The organism is Streptomyces sp. AV19 (genome assembly GCF_015999245.1).
Classification (GTDB): Bacteria; Actinomycetota; Actinomycetes; order Streptomycetales; family Streptomycetaceae; genus Streptomyces.
Map to the genome: position 1 here is coordinate 589,678 of NZ_JAEAMR010000003.1, position 18,117 is coordinate 607,794.

General features: G+C 73.3%; 19 protein-coding genes. 12 read left to right on the top strand and 7 right to left on the bottom strand.

Going from position 1 to position 18,117, the window contains the following annotated elements:
• Nucleotides 1-45: 45 nt before the first annotated feature.
• The gene (locus tag I5Q34_RS02730) at nt 46-501 is read right to left on the bottom strand and encodes a carboxymuconolactone decarboxylase family protein (RefSeq protein WP_234428247.1); all 456 of its coding nucleotides are present in this window, start codon (nt 499-501) and stop codon (nt 46-48) included.
• A gap of 46 nt (nt 502-547) precedes the next feature.
• Here I5Q34_RS02730 and I5Q34_RS02735 point away from each other — a divergent pair, with 46 nt between their 5' ends.
• The 4 genes from I5Q34_RS02735 to I5Q34_RS02750 all read left to right on the top strand — a co-directional run bounded on the left by I5Q34_RS02735 (nt 548) and on the right by I5Q34_RS02750 (nt 6,532).
• On the top strand, nt 548-1,972 hold the full coding sequence (locus I5Q34_RS02735; RefSeq protein ID WP_199890434.1) for a PLP-dependent aminotransferase family protein: 1,425 nt from the start codon (nt 548-550) through the stop codon (nt 1,970-1,972).
• Between the two features lie 64 nt (nt 1,973-2,036).
• Nucleotides 2,037-3,419, top strand: coding sequence for a serine hydrolase (locus I5Q34_RS02740; RefSeq protein ID WP_199890435.1), 1,383 nt, complete (start codon nt 2,037-2,039; stop codon nt 3,417-3,419).
• 142 nt (nt 3,420-3,561) lie between these two features.
• Entirely contained in the window at nt 3,562-4,647 is a 1,086-nt protein-coding gene (locus I5Q34_RS02745; RefSeq protein ID WP_199890824.1) for an alanine--glyoxylate aminotransferase family protein, read from the top strand.
• Nucleotides 4,648-5,743: 1,096 nt separating this feature from the next.
• A complete protein-coding gene (locus I5Q34_RS02750; RefSeq protein WP_199890436.1) occupies nt 5,744-6,532 on the top strand; it encodes a TetR/AcrR family transcriptional regulator in 789 nt (262 codons plus the stop codon).
• Here the strand turns inward: I5Q34_RS02750 and I5Q34_RS02755 are convergent.
• The gene (locus I5Q34_RS02755; protein ID WP_199890437.1) at nt 6,503-6,955 is read right to left on the bottom strand and encodes a GNAT family N-acetyltransferase; all 453 of its coding nucleotides are present in this window, start codon (nt 6,953-6,955) and stop codon (nt 6,503-6,505) included. The two genes, I5Q34_RS02750 and I5Q34_RS02755, sit on opposite strands and share 30 nt — an antisense overlap.
• 31 nt (nt 6,956-6,986) lie before the next feature.
• Entirely contained in the window at nt 6,987-7,448 is a 462-nt protein-coding gene (locus tag I5Q34_RS02760; RefSeq protein ID WP_199890438.1) for a MarR family winged helix-turn-helix transcriptional regulator, read from the bottom strand.
• Nucleotides 7,449-7,631: 183 nt separating this feature from the next.
• On the opposite strand from I5Q34_RS02760, the gene I5Q34_RS02765 reads away from it, so the two are divergent.
• The 4 genes from I5Q34_RS02765 to I5Q34_RS02780 all read left to right on the top strand — a co-directional run bounded on the left by I5Q34_RS02765 (nt 7,632) and on the right by I5Q34_RS02780 (nt 12,221).
• Nucleotides 7,632-8,858 carry an MFS transporter gene (locus I5Q34_RS02765; protein ID WP_199890439.1) on the top strand — a complete coding sequence of 409 codons (1,227 nt, stop codon included), beginning with the start codon at nt 7,632-7,634 and terminating at the stop codon, nt 8,856-8,858.
• 69 nt (nt 8,859-8,927) lie between these two features.
• The gene (locus I5Q34_RS02770; protein ID WP_199890440.1) at nt 8,928-9,566 is read left to right on the top strand and encodes an HAD family phosphatase; all 639 of its coding nucleotides are present in this window, start codon (nt 8,928-8,930) and stop codon (nt 9,564-9,566) included.
• Nucleotides 9,567-10,454: 888 nt separating this feature from the next.
• Nucleotides 10,455-11,567 (top strand): globin domain-containing protein, encoded by a 1,113-nt coding sequence (locus I5Q34_RS35960; RefSeq protein ID WP_374192965.1) that lies wholly within the window; start codon nt 10,455-10,457, stop codon nt 11,565-11,567.
• Nucleotides 11,568-11,594: 27 nt separating this feature from the next.
• Nucleotides 11,595-12,221, top strand: coding sequence for a pyridoxamine 5'-phosphate oxidase family protein (locus I5Q34_RS02780; protein ID WP_199890442.1), 627 nt, complete (start codon nt 11,595-11,597; stop codon nt 12,219-12,221).
• Nucleotides 12,222-12,243: 22 nt separating this feature from the next.
• Here I5Q34_RS02780 and I5Q34_RS02785 read toward each other — a convergent pair whose 3' ends face one another.
• Together I5Q34_RS02785 and I5Q34_RS02790 are read right to left on the bottom strand one after the other, a co-directional pair.
• A complete protein-coding gene (locus I5Q34_RS02785; protein ID WP_199890443.1) occupies nt 12,244-12,774 on the bottom strand; it encodes an NUDIX domain-containing protein in 531 nt (176 codons plus the stop codon).
• 59 nt (nt 12,775-12,833) lie between these two features.
• Nucleotides 12,834-13,730 carry a LysR family transcriptional regulator gene (locus I5Q34_RS02790; RefSeq protein ID WP_199890444.1) on the bottom strand — a complete coding sequence of 299 codons (897 nt, stop codon included), beginning with the start codon at nt 13,728-13,730 and terminating at the stop codon, nt 12,834-12,836.
• A 331-nt stretch (nt 13,731-14,061) separates the two neighbouring features.
• Here I5Q34_RS02790 and I5Q34_RS02795 point away from each other — a divergent pair, with 331 nt between their 5' ends.
• Nucleotides 14,062-14,328 (top strand): hypothetical protein, encoded by a 267-nt coding sequence (locus I5Q34_RS02795; protein WP_199890445.1) that lies wholly within the window; start codon nt 14,062-14,064, stop codon nt 14,326-14,328.
• Between the two features lie 82 nt (nt 14,329-14,410).
• Here the strand turns inward: I5Q34_RS02795 and I5Q34_RS02800 are convergent, their stop codons facing one another.
• The gene (locus I5Q34_RS02800; RefSeq protein ID WP_199890446.1) at nt 14,411-14,791 is read right to left on the bottom strand and encodes a phage holin family protein; all 381 of its coding nucleotides are present in this window, start codon (nt 14,789-14,791) and stop codon (nt 14,411-14,413) included.
• An 81-nt stretch (nt 14,792-14,872) separates the two neighbouring features.
• Between I5Q34_RS02800 and I5Q34_RS02805 the strand changes: the two genes are divergently transcribed.
• The 3 genes from I5Q34_RS02805 to I5Q34_RS02815 all read left to right on the top strand — a co-directional run bounded on the left by I5Q34_RS02805 (nt 14,873) and on the right by I5Q34_RS02815 (nt 16,506).
• Nucleotides 14,873-15,190: a cupin domain-containing protein gene (locus I5Q34_RS02805; RefSeq protein WP_199890447.1), complete on the top strand. Its 318-nt coding sequence runs from the start codon at nt 14,873-14,875 to the stop codon at nt 15,188-15,190.
• A 152-nt stretch (nt 15,191-15,342) separates the two neighbouring features.
• Nucleotides 15,343-15,564, top strand: coding sequence for a DUF5326 family protein (locus I5Q34_RS02810; protein ID WP_199890448.1), 222 nt, complete (start codon nt 15,343-15,345; stop codon nt 15,562-15,564).
• A gap of 495 nt (nt 15,565-16,059) precedes the next feature.
• Entirely contained in the window at nt 16,060-16,506 is a 447-nt protein-coding gene (locus tag I5Q34_RS02815) for an SsgA family sporulation/cell division regulator (RefSeq protein ID WP_049719032.1), read from the top strand.
• On the opposite strand, the gene I5Q34_RS02820 is transcribed toward I5Q34_RS02815, so the two are convergent.
• On the bottom strand, nt 16,503-18,038 hold the full coding sequence (locus tag I5Q34_RS02820) for a flotillin family protein (protein ID WP_234428365.1): 1,536 nt from the start codon (nt 18,036-18,038) through the stop codon (nt 16,503-16,505). The two genes, I5Q34_RS02815 and I5Q34_RS02820, sit on opposite strands and share 4 nt — an antisense overlap.
• Between the last annotated feature and the right edge of the window lie 79 nt (nt 18,039-18,117).

Below are 18,117 nucleotides of genomic sequence, written 5' to 3' on the forward strand. Positions count from 1 at the left end.
AAGGCCGACTCCGACCGGACCGAAGGCCGGCTCCGGGGGCGCCGGTCAGGGCGTCCCCGGAGCCTTCCGGGTGGTGACGTTCATCCGGTTCCACACGTTCGCCGTGCAGATCACCGCGATGAGCTGGGCGAGTTGTTCCTCGCCGAAGTGGTGTGCGGCGGCCTCGTAGACGTCGTCCGGGACGCCGCCCGGCAGCAGGGTGACGGACTCGGTCAGGGCGAGGGCCGCGCGCTCGGCGGCGGAGTAGAGGAGCGAGTCCTGCCAGGCGCTCAGCTGGTGGAGGCGCTCGTCGGTCTCGCCCGCCGCGTGGGCGTCACGGGTGTGGTAATCGATGCAGTAGGCACAGCGGTTGAGCTGTGAGGCCCGGATCTGGGCCAGTTCGAGGACAACCGGGTCGAGACCCGCGCGGGCGGCGCCGTCGAGGGCCAGGACGGCCTTGAAGACCTTGGGTGCGGTGGTTCGGAAGTCCATGCGCTGGGCGGTGAGGTCGATCTTCGTCATGGGACCACCGTAGGAGTGCCGAAGACCCTGGATAGGGTGCATTTCCATGACGGAAAACAGGGTCAATTCCATGCCGGTCTCCGGCGCCGACCTGCATCTCGAGCTCTCGGGCGGGGGCAGCCGCAGGGCCCGGCTGACCCGCGCCCTGCGCGAGGCGGTCCGGGAGGGCCGGCTCGCGCCCGGCACCCGGCTGCCGCCCTACCGTTCCCTCGCGACCGACCTCGGCCTGGCCCGCAACACCGTGGCCGAGGCGTACGCCGAACTCGTCGCCGAGGGCTGGCTGGTGGCCCGGCAGGGCTCCGGGACGAGCGTCGCGCCCCGGGCCGCGGCCCGGGTGCCCCGGCCGCGGCAGGTCCGTACCGCACCCGCGCCGCGGCCGGCCCTCAGCCTGGTGCAGGGGCAGCCGGACGCCGGGTCGTTCCCGCGCGCGGCCTGGGCCGCTGCGGCCCGGCGGGCACTGAACGCCGCTCCCAACGAGGCGTTCGGCCCGGGCGATCCGCGCGGCCGTCCCGAACTGCGGCGGGCGCTGGCCGACTACCTCGGACGGGCCCGCGGAGTGCGTACCGACCCGGAACGCATCGTCGTGTGCGCCGGGTTCGCGCACGCGCTGCGGCTGCTGTCCGGCGCAGGCGGTCCGCTGCGCGGCACGCTCGCCGTCGAGGCGTACGGCCTGCCGTTCCACCGGTCGATCCTGACCGGCGCCGGGCTGCGCACGCTGCCGCTTCCCGTGGACGAACACGGCGCCCGCACCGACCTGTTGGCGGGCGCCAAGGACGTGCGGGCGGCGCTGCTCACCCCGGCGCACCAGTTCCCGACCGGCGGACCGCTGGACCCGCGCCGCCGGGCGACGGCCGTCGACTGGGCGCGGGCGGGCAGCGGGCGGATCCTGCTGGAGGACGACTACGACGGGGAGTTCCGCTACGACCGCCAGCCCGTCGGCGCGGTCCAGGGCCTCGACCCCGAGCGGGTGGTCTACCTCGGGTCGGTCAGCAAGAGCCTCTCGCCCGCGGTGCGGGTGGGCTGGATGGTGCTCCCGGGGCATCTGGTGGACGACGTCCTCGCGCTCAAGGGCGAGCGGGAGGCCTGGACCGGGGTCACGGACCAGCTGGCGCTCGCGGACTTCCTCGACTCCGGGGCGTACGACCGCCACGTGCGCCGGATGCGCCAGCACTACCGCGACCGCCGGGACCGGCTCGTCGCCCTGCTCGCCGAACACGCCCCGCATCTCGGGGTGTCGGGGATCGCGGCCGGGCTGCACGCCGTCCTCCGGCTGCCGCCCGGCACGGAGGCGTCCGTCGTCCGGGCGGCGGCGCGGCGTGGGCTGGCCCTGGAGGGGCTCGCGCCGTACCGCCACCCGGAGAGCACCGATGAGGCGTACGACGGCCTGGTCATCGGCTATGCGACGCCGTCCGACCACACCTTCGCGAGCGCGCTGGACGTGCTGTGCCGGACGCTGCCGGCTCTGCCGTAACGGTTCTTCCGCCGTGGCCGTTTTTTGCGGGCGCGTTCGTGGCCTGTTGATCTACGGTGCCCGGATGAACAGCGCACACGAGGACTTCACCGCTCTGCTGCCCGCGACCCGCCGGGCTCTGCTGCACCGCGTCGCCACCACCCAGGCCGAGGGGCGTGCGCCGTCCCTGGTGGCGGCCGTGGTGCGGGAGGGACGCACGGTGTGGTCCGCCGGGCGGGGCGAGGTGGCCGGCGCCGCGCCGGACCCCGGGGCGACGCAGTACCGCATCGGCTCGCTCACCAAGTCCCTGGTCGCCGTGGCCGTCCTGCGGCTGCGCGACGAGGGCCTGCTCGACCTCGGCGACCCGCTCGGCAAGCACCTGGAGACGGCGGAGGGCGCCGACGCGACCGTCGCCCAGCTGCTCGCGCACAGCTCCGGACTGGCCGCCGAGGCGCGCGGGCCCTGGTGGGAGCGCACGGACGGGGCCCTGCGCCCCGAGCCCGCCGACCTCTTCGGCGACCGTCCGCGACCGCATCCGGCGGGCCGGGTGCACCACTACTCCAACCCCGGGTACGCGCTGCTCGGCGCGCTCGTCGAACGGCTGCGGGGCGAGCCCTGGTACGAGGTCCTGCGCCGGGAGGTGCTGCTGCCGCTCGGCATGGGGCGCACGACGTACGGTCCCGAGGCCCCGCACGCGGACGGGTGGGCCGTGCACCCCTGGGCGGACGCGCTGCTGCCCGAACCGGCCGCGGACACCGGCCTGATGGCGCCCGCCGGGCAGCTGTGGTCGACGGCCTCGGACCTCGCCCGCTTCGCCGCGTTCCTGCTGGACGGCGACGAGCGGGTGCTGTCCGCCGCGACGCTGGCGGAGATGCGGCGGCCGGCGGTGGAGCCGCAGGGTCCGGACTGGTCCCTTTCGTACGGCCTCGGCCTCCAACTGCTCCGCCGCGACGGGCGGGTCCTGGTCGGCCACACCGGCTCGATGCCCGGCTTCGTCGGCGCGCTCTGGGCGAGCCCGGACGACAGGATCGCCGCCGTCGCCCTCGCCAACCGGACGTCCATGGGGCCGCTGGTCCCGCTCACCGCCGATCTGGTGGGCACCGTCGCCGATGCGGAGCCTCGCATTCCGGAGGTCTGGCGGCCGGCCGGGGACGTGGCGCCGGAGCTGCTGGAGATCGCCGGGCCCTGGTACTGGGGCGCCCTGCCGTTCGCGCTGCGGATCCGCGCGGGCCGGGTCCTCGACCTGACGCCGCTGGGCGACGGCGGCCGCGCCGCGCGCTTCGCGCCCGGGCCGGACGGGACGTGGACCGGGCTCGACGGCTACTACGCGGGCGAGCCGCTCACCGTCGTCCGGCGCGCGGACGGCGGCGTGAGCCACCTGGACATCGGCACCTTCGTCCTGACCCGCGAGCCCTACGAGCGCGGCGGCGCCGTGCCCGGCGGGGTGGACGAGGGCGGCTGGCGCTGACCGGGACCCGGCCCGTGGGGGCGGCGTAGGGTCGGGGCGGAGACTGGCGGCGCCGGGACGCGGCGCGACTGCATTTTGACCTTGCACCTTGGAAGGCACCGTGACTGCGAACACCGCACCGGCCCTGCTCGACCTCGCGCCGATGGGCGCCGAGCACTTCGCCCGCATCGAGGACAAGATCGCCGCGCTGATGCGCACGCGCGAGACCGTCGTCACGATGCAGGGCGAGGCCCTGCTGCCGCTGGAGGCGTGCATCCGCTCGGCCGTGCGCCCCGGCAGCACCGCGCTCAACGTGGTCACCGGGCCGTACGGCGAGACGTTCGGCGGCTGGCTGCGGTCCTGCGGGGCGGAGGTGGTCACCGTGGCGGCGCCCTTCAGCGGGGCGGTGAGCCCGGACGAGATCGCCGCCGCGCTGCGGGCGAACCCGGCGATCGACTTCGTCAGCCTCGTCCACGCGGAGGCGGCGACCGGCAACACCAATCCCGTGGCGGAGATCGGGCGGGTCGTGCGCGAGCACGGCGCCCTGCTGATGCTCGACGCGGTCGCCTCCGTCGCGGCCGAGCCGCTGCTCACGGACGAGTGGGGCGTGGACCTCTGCGTCATCGGCGGGCAGAAGGCGATGGCCGGTCCGGCGGGGGTGTCCGTGGTGTCCGTCAGCGGCCGCGCCTGGGAGCGGATCGCCGCCAACGAGGCGGCGCCGCGCCGCTCGTACCTGTCCCTGCTGGACTGGAAGGAGCGCTGGCTCGACGGCGGCCGCGCGGTGCTGCCGCACGCGCCCGCGCAACTGGAGATGCTGGCCCTGGAGCAGGCCGCCGACCGCATCGCGGCGGACGGCCTGGACGCGGTGATCGCCCGGCACCGGGCGGCGCGGGGCGCCGTGCGGGCGGGGGTCCGGGCGCTGGGCGGTCTCACGCCGTACGTCGTGCGGCGTGAGGACGCCGCTCCGGCCGCGACGACGCTGCGGGCGCCGGACGGGGTCGACGCCCGCGACGTCGTCGCCGCGGCGCTGGCGGCCGACCCGTCCGTCCCGGTCCAGGCGGGCGGCGGGGCCCTGGCGAAGGAGATGATCCGCGTCAACCACTACGGGATGGCTGCGGACCGGGGGATCGTGCTGGCGTCGCTGGCGGCGCTGGGGGCGGGGCTGCGGGGGCTTGGTGTGGGTGGGGTGGATGTTGAGGGGGCTGTGGTGGCTGGTGGGGTGGAGTGGGATGTGGTGATTGGGGGGTGAGTTGGGGGGTGGGCTGGATGGGCCTGTTGGGCCTGTTGGTTCGGTTGGCTGGCCGGTTGGGGCGGCTGGGCGGGGTGGCTTCGGCGGTGGGCTGATGCGTCCGGGGGGCGGGCCGGTGTAGCGGGTTTGCGGGGGCCGTGGGGGCCGCGGTCGGGGCGTTGCGTGGGTGCGCGGCGTTTCGGCTGCGGTTTTTTTGTTTGCCCCGGACCCGCCCTTTCACCGTTTCCCCGGGGCAAGCCCCCGGCCCCCGGACCCCGGCCCCCGGACCCCGGACCCCAGACCCCGGACCCCAGACCCCGGGTCGCGCGACGGGCGGGGGCTCCGCCCCCTGCACCCCGGGCGGGGCTTCGCCCCTGCACCCCCATGGGGCTACCACCCCTCTGGCCTCCGCGGGGCTTCGCCCTGCGCCCTCGCGGGGATACTGGGCAACTCGCCACCGGCGACCGGGTGTTCGCCCTTCGCCCTCGTCCTCGCAGAGCTACCCCTCTGGGTCGCAGAGCTACCCCTCTGGGCCGCGGGGCTACCCCCTCTGGGCCCTGCTGGGGCTCCGCCGCCTGCACTCTGCCGGGGGTCCGCTCCAGGCGCGGCCTTTTCGGGGCTCCGCCCCGCGCTCCTCCGGCTGCGGCCCTGGGCCTTGCCGGGAGCTCCGCCCTTGGCCCTCGCGTTCCGGGGCTCCGCCCCCGGCCCCGTATCGCGGCTTCGCCGCTCGTCCTCAAGCGCCGGACGGGCTGGATTCGCTCCCCGGCGCGGAACCCGGCAACGCGGCTGTGCCGCGTTCGTCCTCGAACTCCCCCTCGAACTCCCCGGAGGGGGCAGCCCCGGACAGGGGAAGCGCCCCCAGCCTCGGAATCCGGTTCCGGGCCCGAAAACCAGCCTGTCCGGCGCTTGAGGACAACAACGCGGAGCGCAGTTCCGGGGCCCAGGGGGCGGAGCCCCGGTCAACGCGGCGAAGCCGCGCTGCAGATCTGGGCAAAGCCCAGCAGAAATGATGAAAGAGCGGGAATAGGGCAAATCCCTCCCACCCCCACCCCATCCCCACCCCTAGAATCGGAACCACCACCCCGCTTGCCCCACCCACCCCCGGAGCCCCGCCCCCATGCCGCGGAACGCCACCCCCACCACACCCCCCGCCCCCCTCCGCTCCGACGCCCGGCGCAACCGGCAGAGCATCCTCCAGGCGGCCCGATCCGCCTTCGAGGAAGAGGGGTTGGGGGTCCCGCTGGGAGAGATCGCCCGGCGTGCCGGTGTCGGTGCGGGCACCGTCTACCGGCATTTCCCTTCCAAAGACGCCCTGTTCAGGGCAACGGTCGTGGACAGGGTCCGGCTTTTCACCGACACCGCAAGGGAGTTGGCGGACGCAGAGGACCCGGGAAAGGTCTTCTTCCGCTACCTCGCCTCTGTCGTCCGGCTCTCCGCCCGCAACAAGGGTCTGTGCGACGCCCTGGAGGCCGGCGCGGAGGGCCGCTTCACCCCCTCGCCGGCCGTCGAGCGCGACTTCCGTGAGGCCCTGGACACCCTGCTCACCAGGGCCCAACAGGCAGGCGCAGTACGGAAGGACGTGTCGATCGACGACGTGATGGCCCTGCTCCTCGGCTGCCTCGCCATGGAGCAGCGGGGGAACGCGCCCGGCCGCTTGACCGCGCTCGTGTGCGACGGACTCCGGCCGGGTCGCAACGTGACGAAACTTCCCCCGAGACCCCCGAGAGCCCAGAAAAGGCGTGACGAAACGCGTTGCGCCGTCTGCGGCGGCCCACTGGCACCCGCCCGCACCGGCCGTCCGGCCCGTTACTGCGGCGCCCTCTGCCGCCAGAAGGCGTACAGGTCGCGCACCGGATCAAAGGCGTCAGTGTCAGCGTCAGAAGTGGTACTTGAACCCGAGGTGTGACGCCTCGAACCCCAGCCGCTCGTAGAACCGGTGCGCATCCATCCGCGTCGCGTCCGAGCTGAGCTGGAGCAGTACGCAGTCCAGGCGCCGGGCCTCCGCCAGGGCCCACCGCATCAGCCGGCTGCCCAGCCCCTTGCCGCGCTCGTCCGCGTGCACGCGCACCGCCTCGACGAGCGCCCGCCGGGCGCCGCGCCGTGAGAGGCCGGGGATGACGGTGAGCTGCAAGGTGCCTATGGGGCGGTCGCCGCGCACGGCGACGATCAGTTGCTGGTGGGGATCGGCGTCGATCGCGGCGAAGGCCGCGCGGTAGGGCGCCGGATCCTCCGGCGTCTCGCGGCGCGCGCCGAGCGGGTCGTCGGCCAGCATGGCCACGATGGCGGGAAGGTCGTCGGCGGTCGCGCGCCGGATCTCGAAGTCGCTCATGACCGGGACCCTACGCGCGCGACCCCGCCGTTCACGAGGCCGGAGCGAGAGATTCCACCGCGGCGACGAGGGGCGCCAACTCGGGCCGCGCGGACGCCTCCTTGAGCGCCTCGTACAGCGCCGCGTCGTTCGTCGGACGGGCCTCGGCCAGCAGCGCGAGGCCGGCCTCGGTGACGTCGGTGTAGATGCCGCGCCGGTCGGTGTCGCAGAGATAGCGGGTCAGCAGGCCGCGGTCCTCCAGCCGGTTGACCAGGCGGGTCGTGGCGCTCTGGCTGAGCACGACCGCGTCGGCCACCTCGTTCATCCGCAGGTGGCCGCCCTCTCCGCTGTGCTGGCGGCTGAGCACGTCCAGGACGGAGAACTCGCGCACGCTCAGGCCGTGGCCCGACTGGAGCGCCCGCTCGATGTGCGACTCGATGCGGCCGTGCAGCGCGGAGAGCGCGCACCAGCCCTGGGCCAGGCCTGCCAGTGCGGGATCCAGGGTGCGAGCCATGGGTTTGCCCTCCTTCGCGATGTTTTCGCGGCGTTCGCCGTCCTCAGGGCTCAGGATAGCTCCCTGATGCAATAGCCCGCGCTTGCAAGTAAGCGGCGTCTGCAATTATTGTGAACGCCGGTAAGGCTCGCATGCACAGACGTGTGGCCGCGCCGGACAACCCCCGACCCAAGGACCCTCACCATGCCCCTCGCCCTGCTGGCGCTCGCCATCGGCGCCTTCGGTATCGGCACGACCGAATTCGTCACCTCGGGCCTGCTCCCCGAGGTGGCCGAGGAGTTCGGCGTATCCGTCCCCACCGCCGGGTACCTGACCACCGGCTACGCGCTCGGCGTCGTCGTCGGCGCGCCGATCCTGGCGATCGTCGGGAGCCGGGTCTCCCGCAAGAAGATGCTGATCTCCCTGATGGGCCTGTTCACGGCCGGCAACGCGCTCTCGGCCGTGGCGCCCGTCTTCGGCGTGATGCTCGCCGGGCGGATCGTCGCCTCCCTCGCGCACGGCGCGTTCTTCGGCATCGGCGCGATCGTCGCCGCGGGGCTGGTCGCCCCGCAGAAGAAGGCGGCCGCCATCTCGATGATGTTCACCGGTCTGACGGTCTCCAACATCGTCGGCGTGCCCTTCGGCACGATGCTCGGCCAGAGCGCCGGCTGGCGCGTCACCTTCGGCGTCATCGCCGGCCTCGGACTGCTCGCGATGCTGGGCATAGCGACCCTCGTGCCGCGGCTGCCGATGCCCGAACGCACCCGCGTCAGCGGGGAGATGGCGGCCTTCCGCAACCCTCAGGTGCTGCTCGCGATGGCCATGACCGTCCTCGGCTTCGGCGGCGTCTTCACCCTGAGCACCTACATGGCCCCGATCCTCACCGACGTCGTCGGTTACGCGTCGTCCTCGGTGACCTGGCTGCTCGTGCTGTTCGGCATCGGGATGTTCGCCGGCAACCTCGTCGGCGGCCGGCTCGCCGACCGGGCGCTGATGCCGTTGCTGCTCACGGGGCTCACCGGGCTCACCGTGACCCTCGCCCTGATGCCGCTCGCCACCCACAGCAAGGTCGCCACGGCCGTCGCCATCCCGTTGATCGGCGCCTTCGGCTTCGCGACGGTTCCGCCTCTGCAGAAGCGGGTGCTCGACCAGACCGCCGACGCCCCCACCCTCGCCTCGGCGGTCAACATCGGGGCGTTCAACCTGGGCAACGCCATCGCCGCCTGGCTCGGCGGCCTGGTCATCTCGGCAGGGTTCGGCTACCGGGTGCCCAACCTGGTCGGCGCGGGCATGGCGGCCGGTGCCCTCGTCCTCGCCGTGGTCTCCGCCGGACTGGAGCGGCGCACCGGCGACGGCACGCCGCGGCGCGGACGGATCGCGGCCCGCTCGACGGCCCCGGCCGGACAGGGCGCGGTGACCGCCGGGCGGTGACCGGAGTGACGTATGAGGCGGTGGGGCGCCCCTCGGGCGGGGCGCGCTCCACCGCCTACGCTCGTTCCCATGAGCAGACTGCACTTGTTCGACCTGGACGGCACCCTGATCCACGGCTCCGCGGCGGCGGTCGAGATATCCCGGCAACTCGGGGTGGAGCGTGAGATCGACGCTCTGGAACGGGACTTCGCGGCCGGCCGGCTCACCCCCGTCGGCTTCGCGACGGCCGCCTGCGAGCTCTGGGGCGGGACCCTGACGAACGCGGTCGTGGCGGCGGCCTTCGACGGGGCGCCCTGGCTGGACGGCATCCGGGACGTCTGGGCGGACATCGCGGCGCGCGGCGAACGGTGCGCGGTGATCTCGCTGTCCCCGCACTTCTTCGTGGAGCGCCTGCTCGCCTGGGGCGCCGACGCCGCGCACGGCTCGCGCTGGCCCGACGTGCCGCTGCGGGATCCGGTGAACCCCGAGGGCATCCTCAACGCCGGGGCCAAGGTCCGCATCGCGGACGAACTCTGCGCCGCGTACGGGCTGGAGCGCGCGGACTGCGTGGCGTACGGGGACTCGATGTCCGACGCCCTCCTCTTCGCCGCCGTGCCGGTGTCGGTGGCGGTCAACGCCGACCACCACGTGCGGGACGTCGCCTCCCTCTCCTACGCCGGCCGTGATCTCAGGGAGGCGTACGAGTTGGTGGGGGACCGCGTCCGCTGACCGGTTGCCGTGCATGTGTCGCACGTCGTCGCGTTCGAGCGGGTCACCCTAACCTCAAGTGTCGGCTCTGCGGGCGGAGTTCGGTGAATATGCCGGAGACTTCGGACCGGGTGGCATGCTACGCGCACCGGAACGCGGGCGCTCCCCGGCTCCGCCGGAGCGCGCGGACCCACGAGGACCGACGAGAGACGTTCGAGGCGAGTGACGATGGACGGCGGCACCTACGGAAGGGGAGGCGAATGGGGCTGGTTCACCCCGTTCGACGGACCTCCGGAGCGAACCCGCACCTCCCCGGGGCCCGCCCCCGGGGAGGGGGAGCCCCCGGAGCGCGACGAGCCGCCCGGGCGGGGTGCCGGTACCGACACGCGCGCCCGAAGTGCCCCGCCGGGTACGGAAACCGGCCGGCCCGGCCCGGCTGCCACGGTGCCACAGGATCCATCCCCCGAGCGCGCCGCCTCCGCCGGCCCGTTCCACCGAAGTCCCTGGCCGGGCGGGGGCTCGGACGGAACGGCCGGCTGGGCCTCCCTCCCGTTGCCGAAGCCCTTCGAGCCGCCGGCCGGGCAGGACGGACCCGCCGGGCCGCACCCCCGAAGTCCCGGGCGGGACAAGGGCGCAGGCCGGCCCGGTCCTGCTTCCGCCCCGCAGGACACCCCGGCGTCGTCCGCCGGGGATGCCACCCCCGGCGGTCCGTCGACCCGAAGCCCGCGCCCGGACTCGTACAACGGCCCTTCGGCCTCTCCCGCCCCGACGGCGGCCGGCTACCCGCCCGTTCCGGGGCCGGAGCGGGGCAGACCCCCGTCAACTCCCCGACCCGGCAAGGCTGATACGGGTCCGGGACCCGCAGCGGAGATCCCGAAGGACGCCGCGAGCACCCTTTCCCCGGACACCGTGCTCATCCGCCGCACCATGGCCGAGCTGGAGCCCGTCGCCGACCGGGCCGTCTCCCACTTCTACGCGCTGCTCTTCCTCCACCACCCCGGTCTGCGGGCGTTGTTCCCCCCGGCCATGGACGCCCAGCGCGACCGGCTGTTCAAGGCGCTGCTGACCGCCGCCCGGCACGCCGACGACATCGAGACCCTCACCGCGTACCTCTCCGCGCTCGGACGCGGGCACCGCAAATACGGCACGCGGGCCGAGCACTACCCGGCCGTGGGCGAGGCCCTCATCGGGGCCCTCACCCGGTACGCGCCCCGGAGCTGGGACGACGCGACCGAGGCCGCCTGGGTGCGGGTCTACACCGCGATCTCCCAGATCATGATCGACGCCGCGGCCGACGACGGACTCACCTCCCCTCCCTGGTGGCAGGCCGAGATCGTCGGTCACGAACTGTGCGGCCCCGCCGCCGCCGTCGTCACCGTGCGCCCCGACCAGCCGTACCCCTTCCTCGCCGGCCAGTACGCCGCCGTCGAAACCCCCTGGTGGCCGCGCATATGGCGGCACTACTCCTTCTCCTGTGCGCCCCGCCCGGACGGGCTGCTCTCCTTCCACGTCAAGGCCGTTCCCGCCGGCTGGGTGTCCGGTGCCCTCGTCCACCGCGCACACCTCGGCGCCGTCCTCCGGCTCGGTCCCCCCGCCGGTTCCATGATTGTGGACCACACCACTGACAACGGCCTGTTGTGCCTGGGCGGCGGGACGGGCATCGCCCCGATCAAGGCGCTGGTGGAGGACGTGGCCGCGCACGGGGTCGCGCGCCCGGTCGAGGTGTTCTACGGGGCCCGGCGCGACGGCGAGTTCCATGTGATGGACGCCCTGCGGGGCCTGGAGCAGGAGCACTCCTGGCTGTCGGTCCGGCCGGTCGTCTCCGACGGGCCGACCCGGCAGCTCAGTGGTCAACTGTCCAGCGTAGTACGGGAGTACGGACCGTGGCAGGACTGCGACGCCTATCTGTCCGGACCGCCGGAAATGATCCGCAGCGGTGTGGACACCCTGGTGGGCGTCGGCATACCGTCCCACCGCATACGCCACGACTCGATCCATGAGCTCCTGGCGGCGACGGGATGACGACGGGGACCACGGAGCGGTGGTGCGATGACGGCGAACCGGAACGGACTGCCCGGCAGCGACGGGGAGCACGCGCTGCAGCGCCGCCACGGCACGGCCGAGCGCGCCGCGCGCTTCTACGACGACCAGACGCTGTCCCACGTCAACGCCGGGATGCGGGAGTTCGTCGCCCGCCAGGAGATGTTCTTCCTGGCGACCGCCGACCGGAACGGAGCGTGCGACAACAGTTTCCGGGCCGGCCCGCCCGGGTTCCTGCGCGTGCTGGACGAGCGCACGCTCGCCTACCCCGAGTACCGGGGCAACGGGGTCCTGGCGAGCCTGGGCAACATCGAGGAGAACCCGCACGTCGCCATCCTGCTGATCGACTTCCTGCGGGACCGGGTCGGGCTCCACATCAACGGGAGCGCCCGGGTGGTGGAGGACGGCGCGATGCGAACCGCGCACCCCGGCCTGCCGGTTGACGGGATACCCGGGCGCCGCCCCCGCCTCTGGGTGGAGATCGCGGTGGAGGAGGCGTACATCCACTGCGCCAAGCACATCCCCCACCTGCGCAGGGCGGCGCCGGACGAGGGGCCCGACGGGCGGGCCTGGGGGACGGACGACGCCCGTCGCAAGGGCGGCGATTACTTCGGGGTGCGCGCGGGCCGCCGCTGACGGAACCGGTCCGGGCCGGGGTTCAGCCCAGGTCGTCGGCGAGCAGCGCCCGGACACCCTCGATGTTCCGCGCGAGGTAGGAGCGCAGCGAGGGCGGCACGACCTCCACCGAGGCGATGCCCTCGGGTGTGAAGGGGACGCGGACGACGTCGTAGGTGCCCAGCGGTTCGTCCACCTCCGGTCCGTGGCGCCGGGAGAGGTCCATGGAGGCCAGCCGGCAGACGAAGAAGTGCTGGACTTTCACGCCGTGCGCGGCGATGGGGGTACCTCCCATGCCGTCCAGGCAATGGGGGAGGGGGGAGTGGGGGACGGTGTCGACGAATGCCGGGACGACGTCGACGACCTTGCCGCCGAGCTCCTCGTCCACCTCGCGGTGGAGGGCGGCGACCACGGTCTCGTCCTCGGGCTCCACTCCGCCGCCGGGCGTGATCCAGTAGGGCGCCTGGCCGGGCTTGGTGCGTTTGATCAGGATCATGTCGAGCTCGTCGGAGCCGGGTTCACCGGCGAGCAGGATGGCGCGGGCCGTGCGTTTGACCACGGGTCGTACGGTCATAAGCGACATCTGCCGCGTGCGGGCCGCCGCGAAACCCCTCTCCCAGCTGAACCCGGGGCTCACCAGGAAACGGCGGCGCGCAGCAGCCACTCGTGTGCCCTGGCGAGGTGCGGGTGGGCGAGCGTCCCGGCGCGGACGACGAGGAAGTAGGTGCGCAGCGGGGGGACGGGCGGGTTGAGGAGGGCGACGACCTCGCCGGTGTCCAGGGCGTCGTCGCACAGGTAGCGGGGCAGCACCCCGATGCCCGCCCCGGCGGCCACGCAGGAGAGCACGGCCCGCAGGTCCGGCGCGATGACCGCGCCGGTGGCCACGGGCTTGCTGTCGAAGACGGTGGCCCAGTAGCGGGTGACGAACGGCAGGCTCTCGTCGACCTCGACGACCGGCAGGTGTTCCAGGACGCCGACGCCCTTGTCGCGGACGACGGCCGCGCCGCCGAGCCGGGCGGCCCACCGCGGGGCGCCGACCAGGACGTGCTCCTCGTCGCAGAGCGGGGTGGCGGTGAGGAGCCGGCCGCGCGGGCGGGCGGTGGTGACGGCCAGCTCGTGGTGGCCGGCGGCCAGGCCCTCGAAGAGGTCCTCGGACATGCCGTGGGCGGCGCGCACGGCGAGCCCCTGGGTGATCAGCGGGGCGAGCGCGGGCAGGACGCGCAGCGCGGTGAACTCCGGCGGGCCCGCGAGGTGCAGGGTGCGGTGCGGCCACTGTTCGTCGAGGCCGGACTCGGTGATCTCCAGCAGCGCGTCGACGTGCGGGGCGATCCTGTGGGCGAGTTCGTCGCCCGTCGTGGTGGGGGTGACGCCGCGGGCCCTCCGGAGGAAGAGGGGGCGGCCGAGCTGCCGCTCCAGGGTGCGTATCTGGCCGGTCACCGCGGGCTGGGAGAGGCCGAGGAGGGCCGCGGCCCGGGTGAAGGAGCCCGCCCGGTGGACCGTGACGAATGTGCGCAAGAGGGTCAGATCCATGCCGTCTCCCCGGCTCGTCCGCCACCGACCGTGGAGGAACTATAAATAAGTCGATAGGGCTGTGTCGTCAGGGTGATTGGACACTGACGCAGAGTCAACTAGCCTTGGTCGCACGGTTCTTCCTTCGTGCGGGACCGTGGCGGCTCAAGCCATGAGGGGGGAGGCTTGAGCCGCCCTCGCGCTGCCCGGCCGCCGATACGCCTTCCGGCCGTGGTGGTTGGCGTGCCGCGCCGTCGTGCGCGTCCGGCCCGGTCTCCGGGCGGGCATCGGCCGGTCTCCGGCCGGAACCGGAAGGTGCCGGGTGCCGGCGGGCCGTGGCAGTCTGGGTCGCATGGAAGAGCACCCCGGGGGCGGGCCCCCAGGCCCCCCGCAGCGACGGCGGGCGCCGGTCCTGCCGGGTGGACCGCCGTACTACACCACGGACACGTGTGCCGGCTGCGGGGCCATCGTGCACGGCATCCACGGCCGCTGGACCTGTGCGGCCTGCGGGACGTGCAGCCCGTACCAGGAGCCGCCGGAGGGCTGGGCCTCGGAGATCACCCCGGAGGAGCTGGCGACCAACACGGTCGGGTACGACGCCCCGCCGGGCGCCCGGTAGGCCCCGCCGGTCCGCTCCGCTCCCCTCGGCCGGTCCCGGACGTGCGGCCCTCGCCGGCCGGTCCTCGTCGGTCGGTCCTTGGTCAGTCCTTCTCGTCGGGCAGGATCATGTGCATCGCCCAGGCGACGATCGACACGATCACGCCGCCCACCAGCGCCGAGCCGAAGCCCGCCACATGGAAGGCGAGGTCCAGCCGGTCCGCGACCCAGCTGGTGAGCAGCAGCATCAACGCGTTGATCACCAGGGTGATCAGGCCCAGCGTCAGGATGAAGAGCGGGAACGACAGCAGCTTGACGACCGGCTTGACCAGGAAGTTGACCAGGCCGAAGACGAGCGCCACCCCGAGCAGCGTGAGCGCCTTCGCGGCGGTCGTCTCGCCGCGCAGGGTGATGCCCTTGAGCAGCCAGATCGCCGCTGCCAGGGCCGCCGCGTTGGCGATCGTCTTGACTACGAAATTCTTCATACGTGAGATCGTGGCAGACGGGACCGACAGGTGGGATCGGCGTCCGGCCGCAGGGCCGGCGCCCGGAGGAGGAGACGGCGGATGAAGGCGTTCCGGCTGGACGAGCTGGAGGCGGAGCGGGCCGCGAACGAGGGCGCGTACCTGCAGTTCCTGCGGGAGCGGAACATGTCCGCCGGGCTCTACGCGCTGGACGCGGGGGATACGGACCCGCAGGGCCCGCACGCGCAGGACGAGATCTACTTCGTGGTGAGCGGCCGGGCGGCGATCACGGTCGGGGACGAGACGACGGAGGTCGGCCGCGGCAGCGTGGTCCACGTCCCGGCGCACACGGTCCACCGGTTCCACCACATCAGCGAGGACCTCAGGGTCCTGGTGGTCTTCTCTCCGCCCGAGAGCTGAGGCCGGCCCCCGCCTTCCCGTAGGGGGAGGTTCAGGGGCGTACGGGGGCTGTGGGGCCCCCGCCGGCACCCCGGTCCGCCCTAGCATCGAAGCAGGCCCGGGGCGACCGCTCCGGACGACGACGATGCGCGAAGCGGAGAGCAGGGAACGACATGGCTCAGAAGGGGATACTCGCGGGACTGCCGTGGTGGGTGAAGTGGATCGCCATCCCGGTACTCGTGTGCGTGGTGTTCGGCAGCTTGATCGTCAGCGTGCTCGGGTTCGTCATCGACGTCCTTTTCAAGGCGCTGCTGCTGGTGGCCCTCGTCGGCGGTCTGGTCTTCGTCGTCAAGAAGTTCACGGGCTCCTCGTCGTCGAAGGGCGGCGACTGGTAGGCCGGTCGGTCCGGCGAATTCGTCAACTCAACGAAGCGGGACGCGGGGAGTAACTTCTTCCGTCAGCCGGGACGGCTCGTTCACCCCGGCACCGAGTGTGCGAGGAGGGGCGTGATTTACGCCCCTCCTGCCCGTCCCGCTGTGATTCCAACCGGTTTGTGCGGGGCAGGAGTAGGCCCGTCGAAGCCCCTGTCCCCGGCGTTCCCGCCGCCGCGCACCGCCTCTTCGCCGCCCTCGTCGCCGCCCCGTGACGGGCGCGGCCATTTTGGCCAGTTCTCGGATTGTGTCCGCCCGGAATCCGGCGGAACGACTCCGCCCCGTAGTCGAGTCGCTACGCTCCAGAGTCGAAGAGCCGTAAGCTCCCACTCGATCTCTATCGGTAACTGAAAAATCACTCCTTGTGATCCACGGGACGTTGTTGTCAGACTATGGCGTCATGAGTAGGGCCATGAGGATCCAATCCCGGCCAAACCGACAAAGACGGGGCATTGGGCGATGCGCGACACAGTTCAGGCAGAAGTGATCATGACGTTCCTCGTCTCCGAGGAGCTGTCCTTCCGTATCCCGGTGGAGCTGGCCTATGACAGCAGCGATCCCTATGCGGTGAAGTTCACCTTTCACCTGCCCGGTGATGCCCCGGTGACCTGGGCGTTCGCAAGGGAGTTGCTGCTCGACGGGCTGAGCCAGCCCTCCGGCGAGGGCGATGTGCACATCGCTCCCGCCTCCGCTCAGCACCTCTCGGACGTCTTCATCCGCCTGCAAGTCGGCGGCGAAGGCGCCCTGTTCCGGGCCGGTGCGGCACCGCTGGTCGCCTTCCTCGACCGGACCGACCGCGTCGCCCCGCTCGGCGAGGAGCGCTCGGTCGCCGACTTCGACTACGACCTGGCGGCGGCGCTCGACAGCATCCTCGCGGGCAACACCGAGGGTCAGAACGCCGGTTAGCGACCCGGTCCGGCGCCGTCCTCCCCGGCCGTCCGCCCGGCGGGCTCCTCGACCGGCACCCGCTCGGTGCGCGGGGCCGGGCCCCGGGCCGGGACGCCGGCCCCGCCGCCGGACCGCCCGTCCGCCGCATGCCGGCCGCTCCGGCCGTCGCTGCCGCCTCCGCTGCCTCCGTCGCCGTCGTTCATCGCCGAGAGCAGCTGCCGCGCCAGCCCCAGGCCCGTACCGCCCATCGTCAGCGCCTTGGCGAACAACTCGGACATCCCGTCGGCGCCGTTCAGCAGCACCATGTGGTCCACGTTCCCGAACGCCTGAGCCCCGGCGCGGACGATCTCGGGCCAGTTCTCCGCCAGTTGCTGGGCGACGACCGCGTCCTGGTTCTCCGCGAGGGCCGCCGCCCGGGCCTTGATGGCCTCGGCCTCCGCGAGGCCGCGGGCCCGGGCCGCCTCCGCGTCCGCCAGCCCCTTCGCCCGGGCGGACTCCGCCTCGGCGAGCCCCCGGGCCTTGGCCGCCTCGGCCTCCGCCACGCCCCGCGCCTTGCCCGCCGCGGCCGCCGCCTCGCCGGTCGCCCGGGTCGCCTCCGCCTCCGCGGCCGCCGCCGTCTTGACCCGGGTCGCCTCGGCCGCGGCCGCCAGCTCCGTCTCCCGGGCCTGCGCCTGCGCGGCCGAGATCCGGGCGTCCCGCTCGGCCTCCGCCAGCGTGCGCGTCTCGTAGGCCGCGGCGTCGGCCGGCTTGCGGACGTCCGCCTGGAGCTGCTGCTCGCGACGCTGGGCGTCCAGCTCCGCCACCCGCGTCTCCTGGACGACGACCTCCTGCCGCGCCGCCGCCTCCGCGAGCGGCCCGGCCTGCCGGGCCTTGGCGGCCGCGCTGTCCCGCTCGGCCTGGTAACCGGCCTGGAGGATCTCGCTGTCCCGGGTGGCCTCCGCCATCCGGGCCGCCGCCTGCTGCTCCGCCTCGGTGGCCGCACGGTCCGCCGCGGCCTGGGCTATGCGGGCGTCCCGCTGGACCGCCGCGGCGTGCGGCGCGGAGAGGTTCTTGATGTAGCCCGTGGGGTCCTGGATCTCGTGGATCTGCAGCGAGTCGATGATCAGGCCCAGCTTCTCCATCTCCGTGCCGGAGGCCGCCCGGGTCTCGCCCGTCAGCCGCTCCCGGTCGCGGATCATGTCCTCCACGGTCAGGCCGCCGACGATCGAGCGCAGATGTCCGGCGAACACGTTGTGCACCCGCTCCGCCATGTGCCTCTGCTGGTCGAGGAAGCGGCGGGCGGCATTGGCGATGGAGACGAAGTCGTCCCCGACCTTGAATATCACCACGCCGTGAACCTTGAGCGGAATGCCCTGATTCGTCACGCAATCCACGTTCAGCTCGGCCTCGTTGAGGTCGAGGGACAGCTTCCGCACGACCTGCACCCCGGGCAGCACCAACGTGCCGCGGCCGGTGACGATCCGGAAGCCCATCCCCTCGCCGAGGCCCTCCGTGCGGTGCTTGGAGCCGGAGATGACCAGCGCCTCGTTCGGCTCGGCGACCCGCCACATCAGCTTGAACAGACCGACCACGACGGCGGCGGCCACGACCACGGCCCCCGCCAGGATTCCGATGAACACGTTCGGTTTC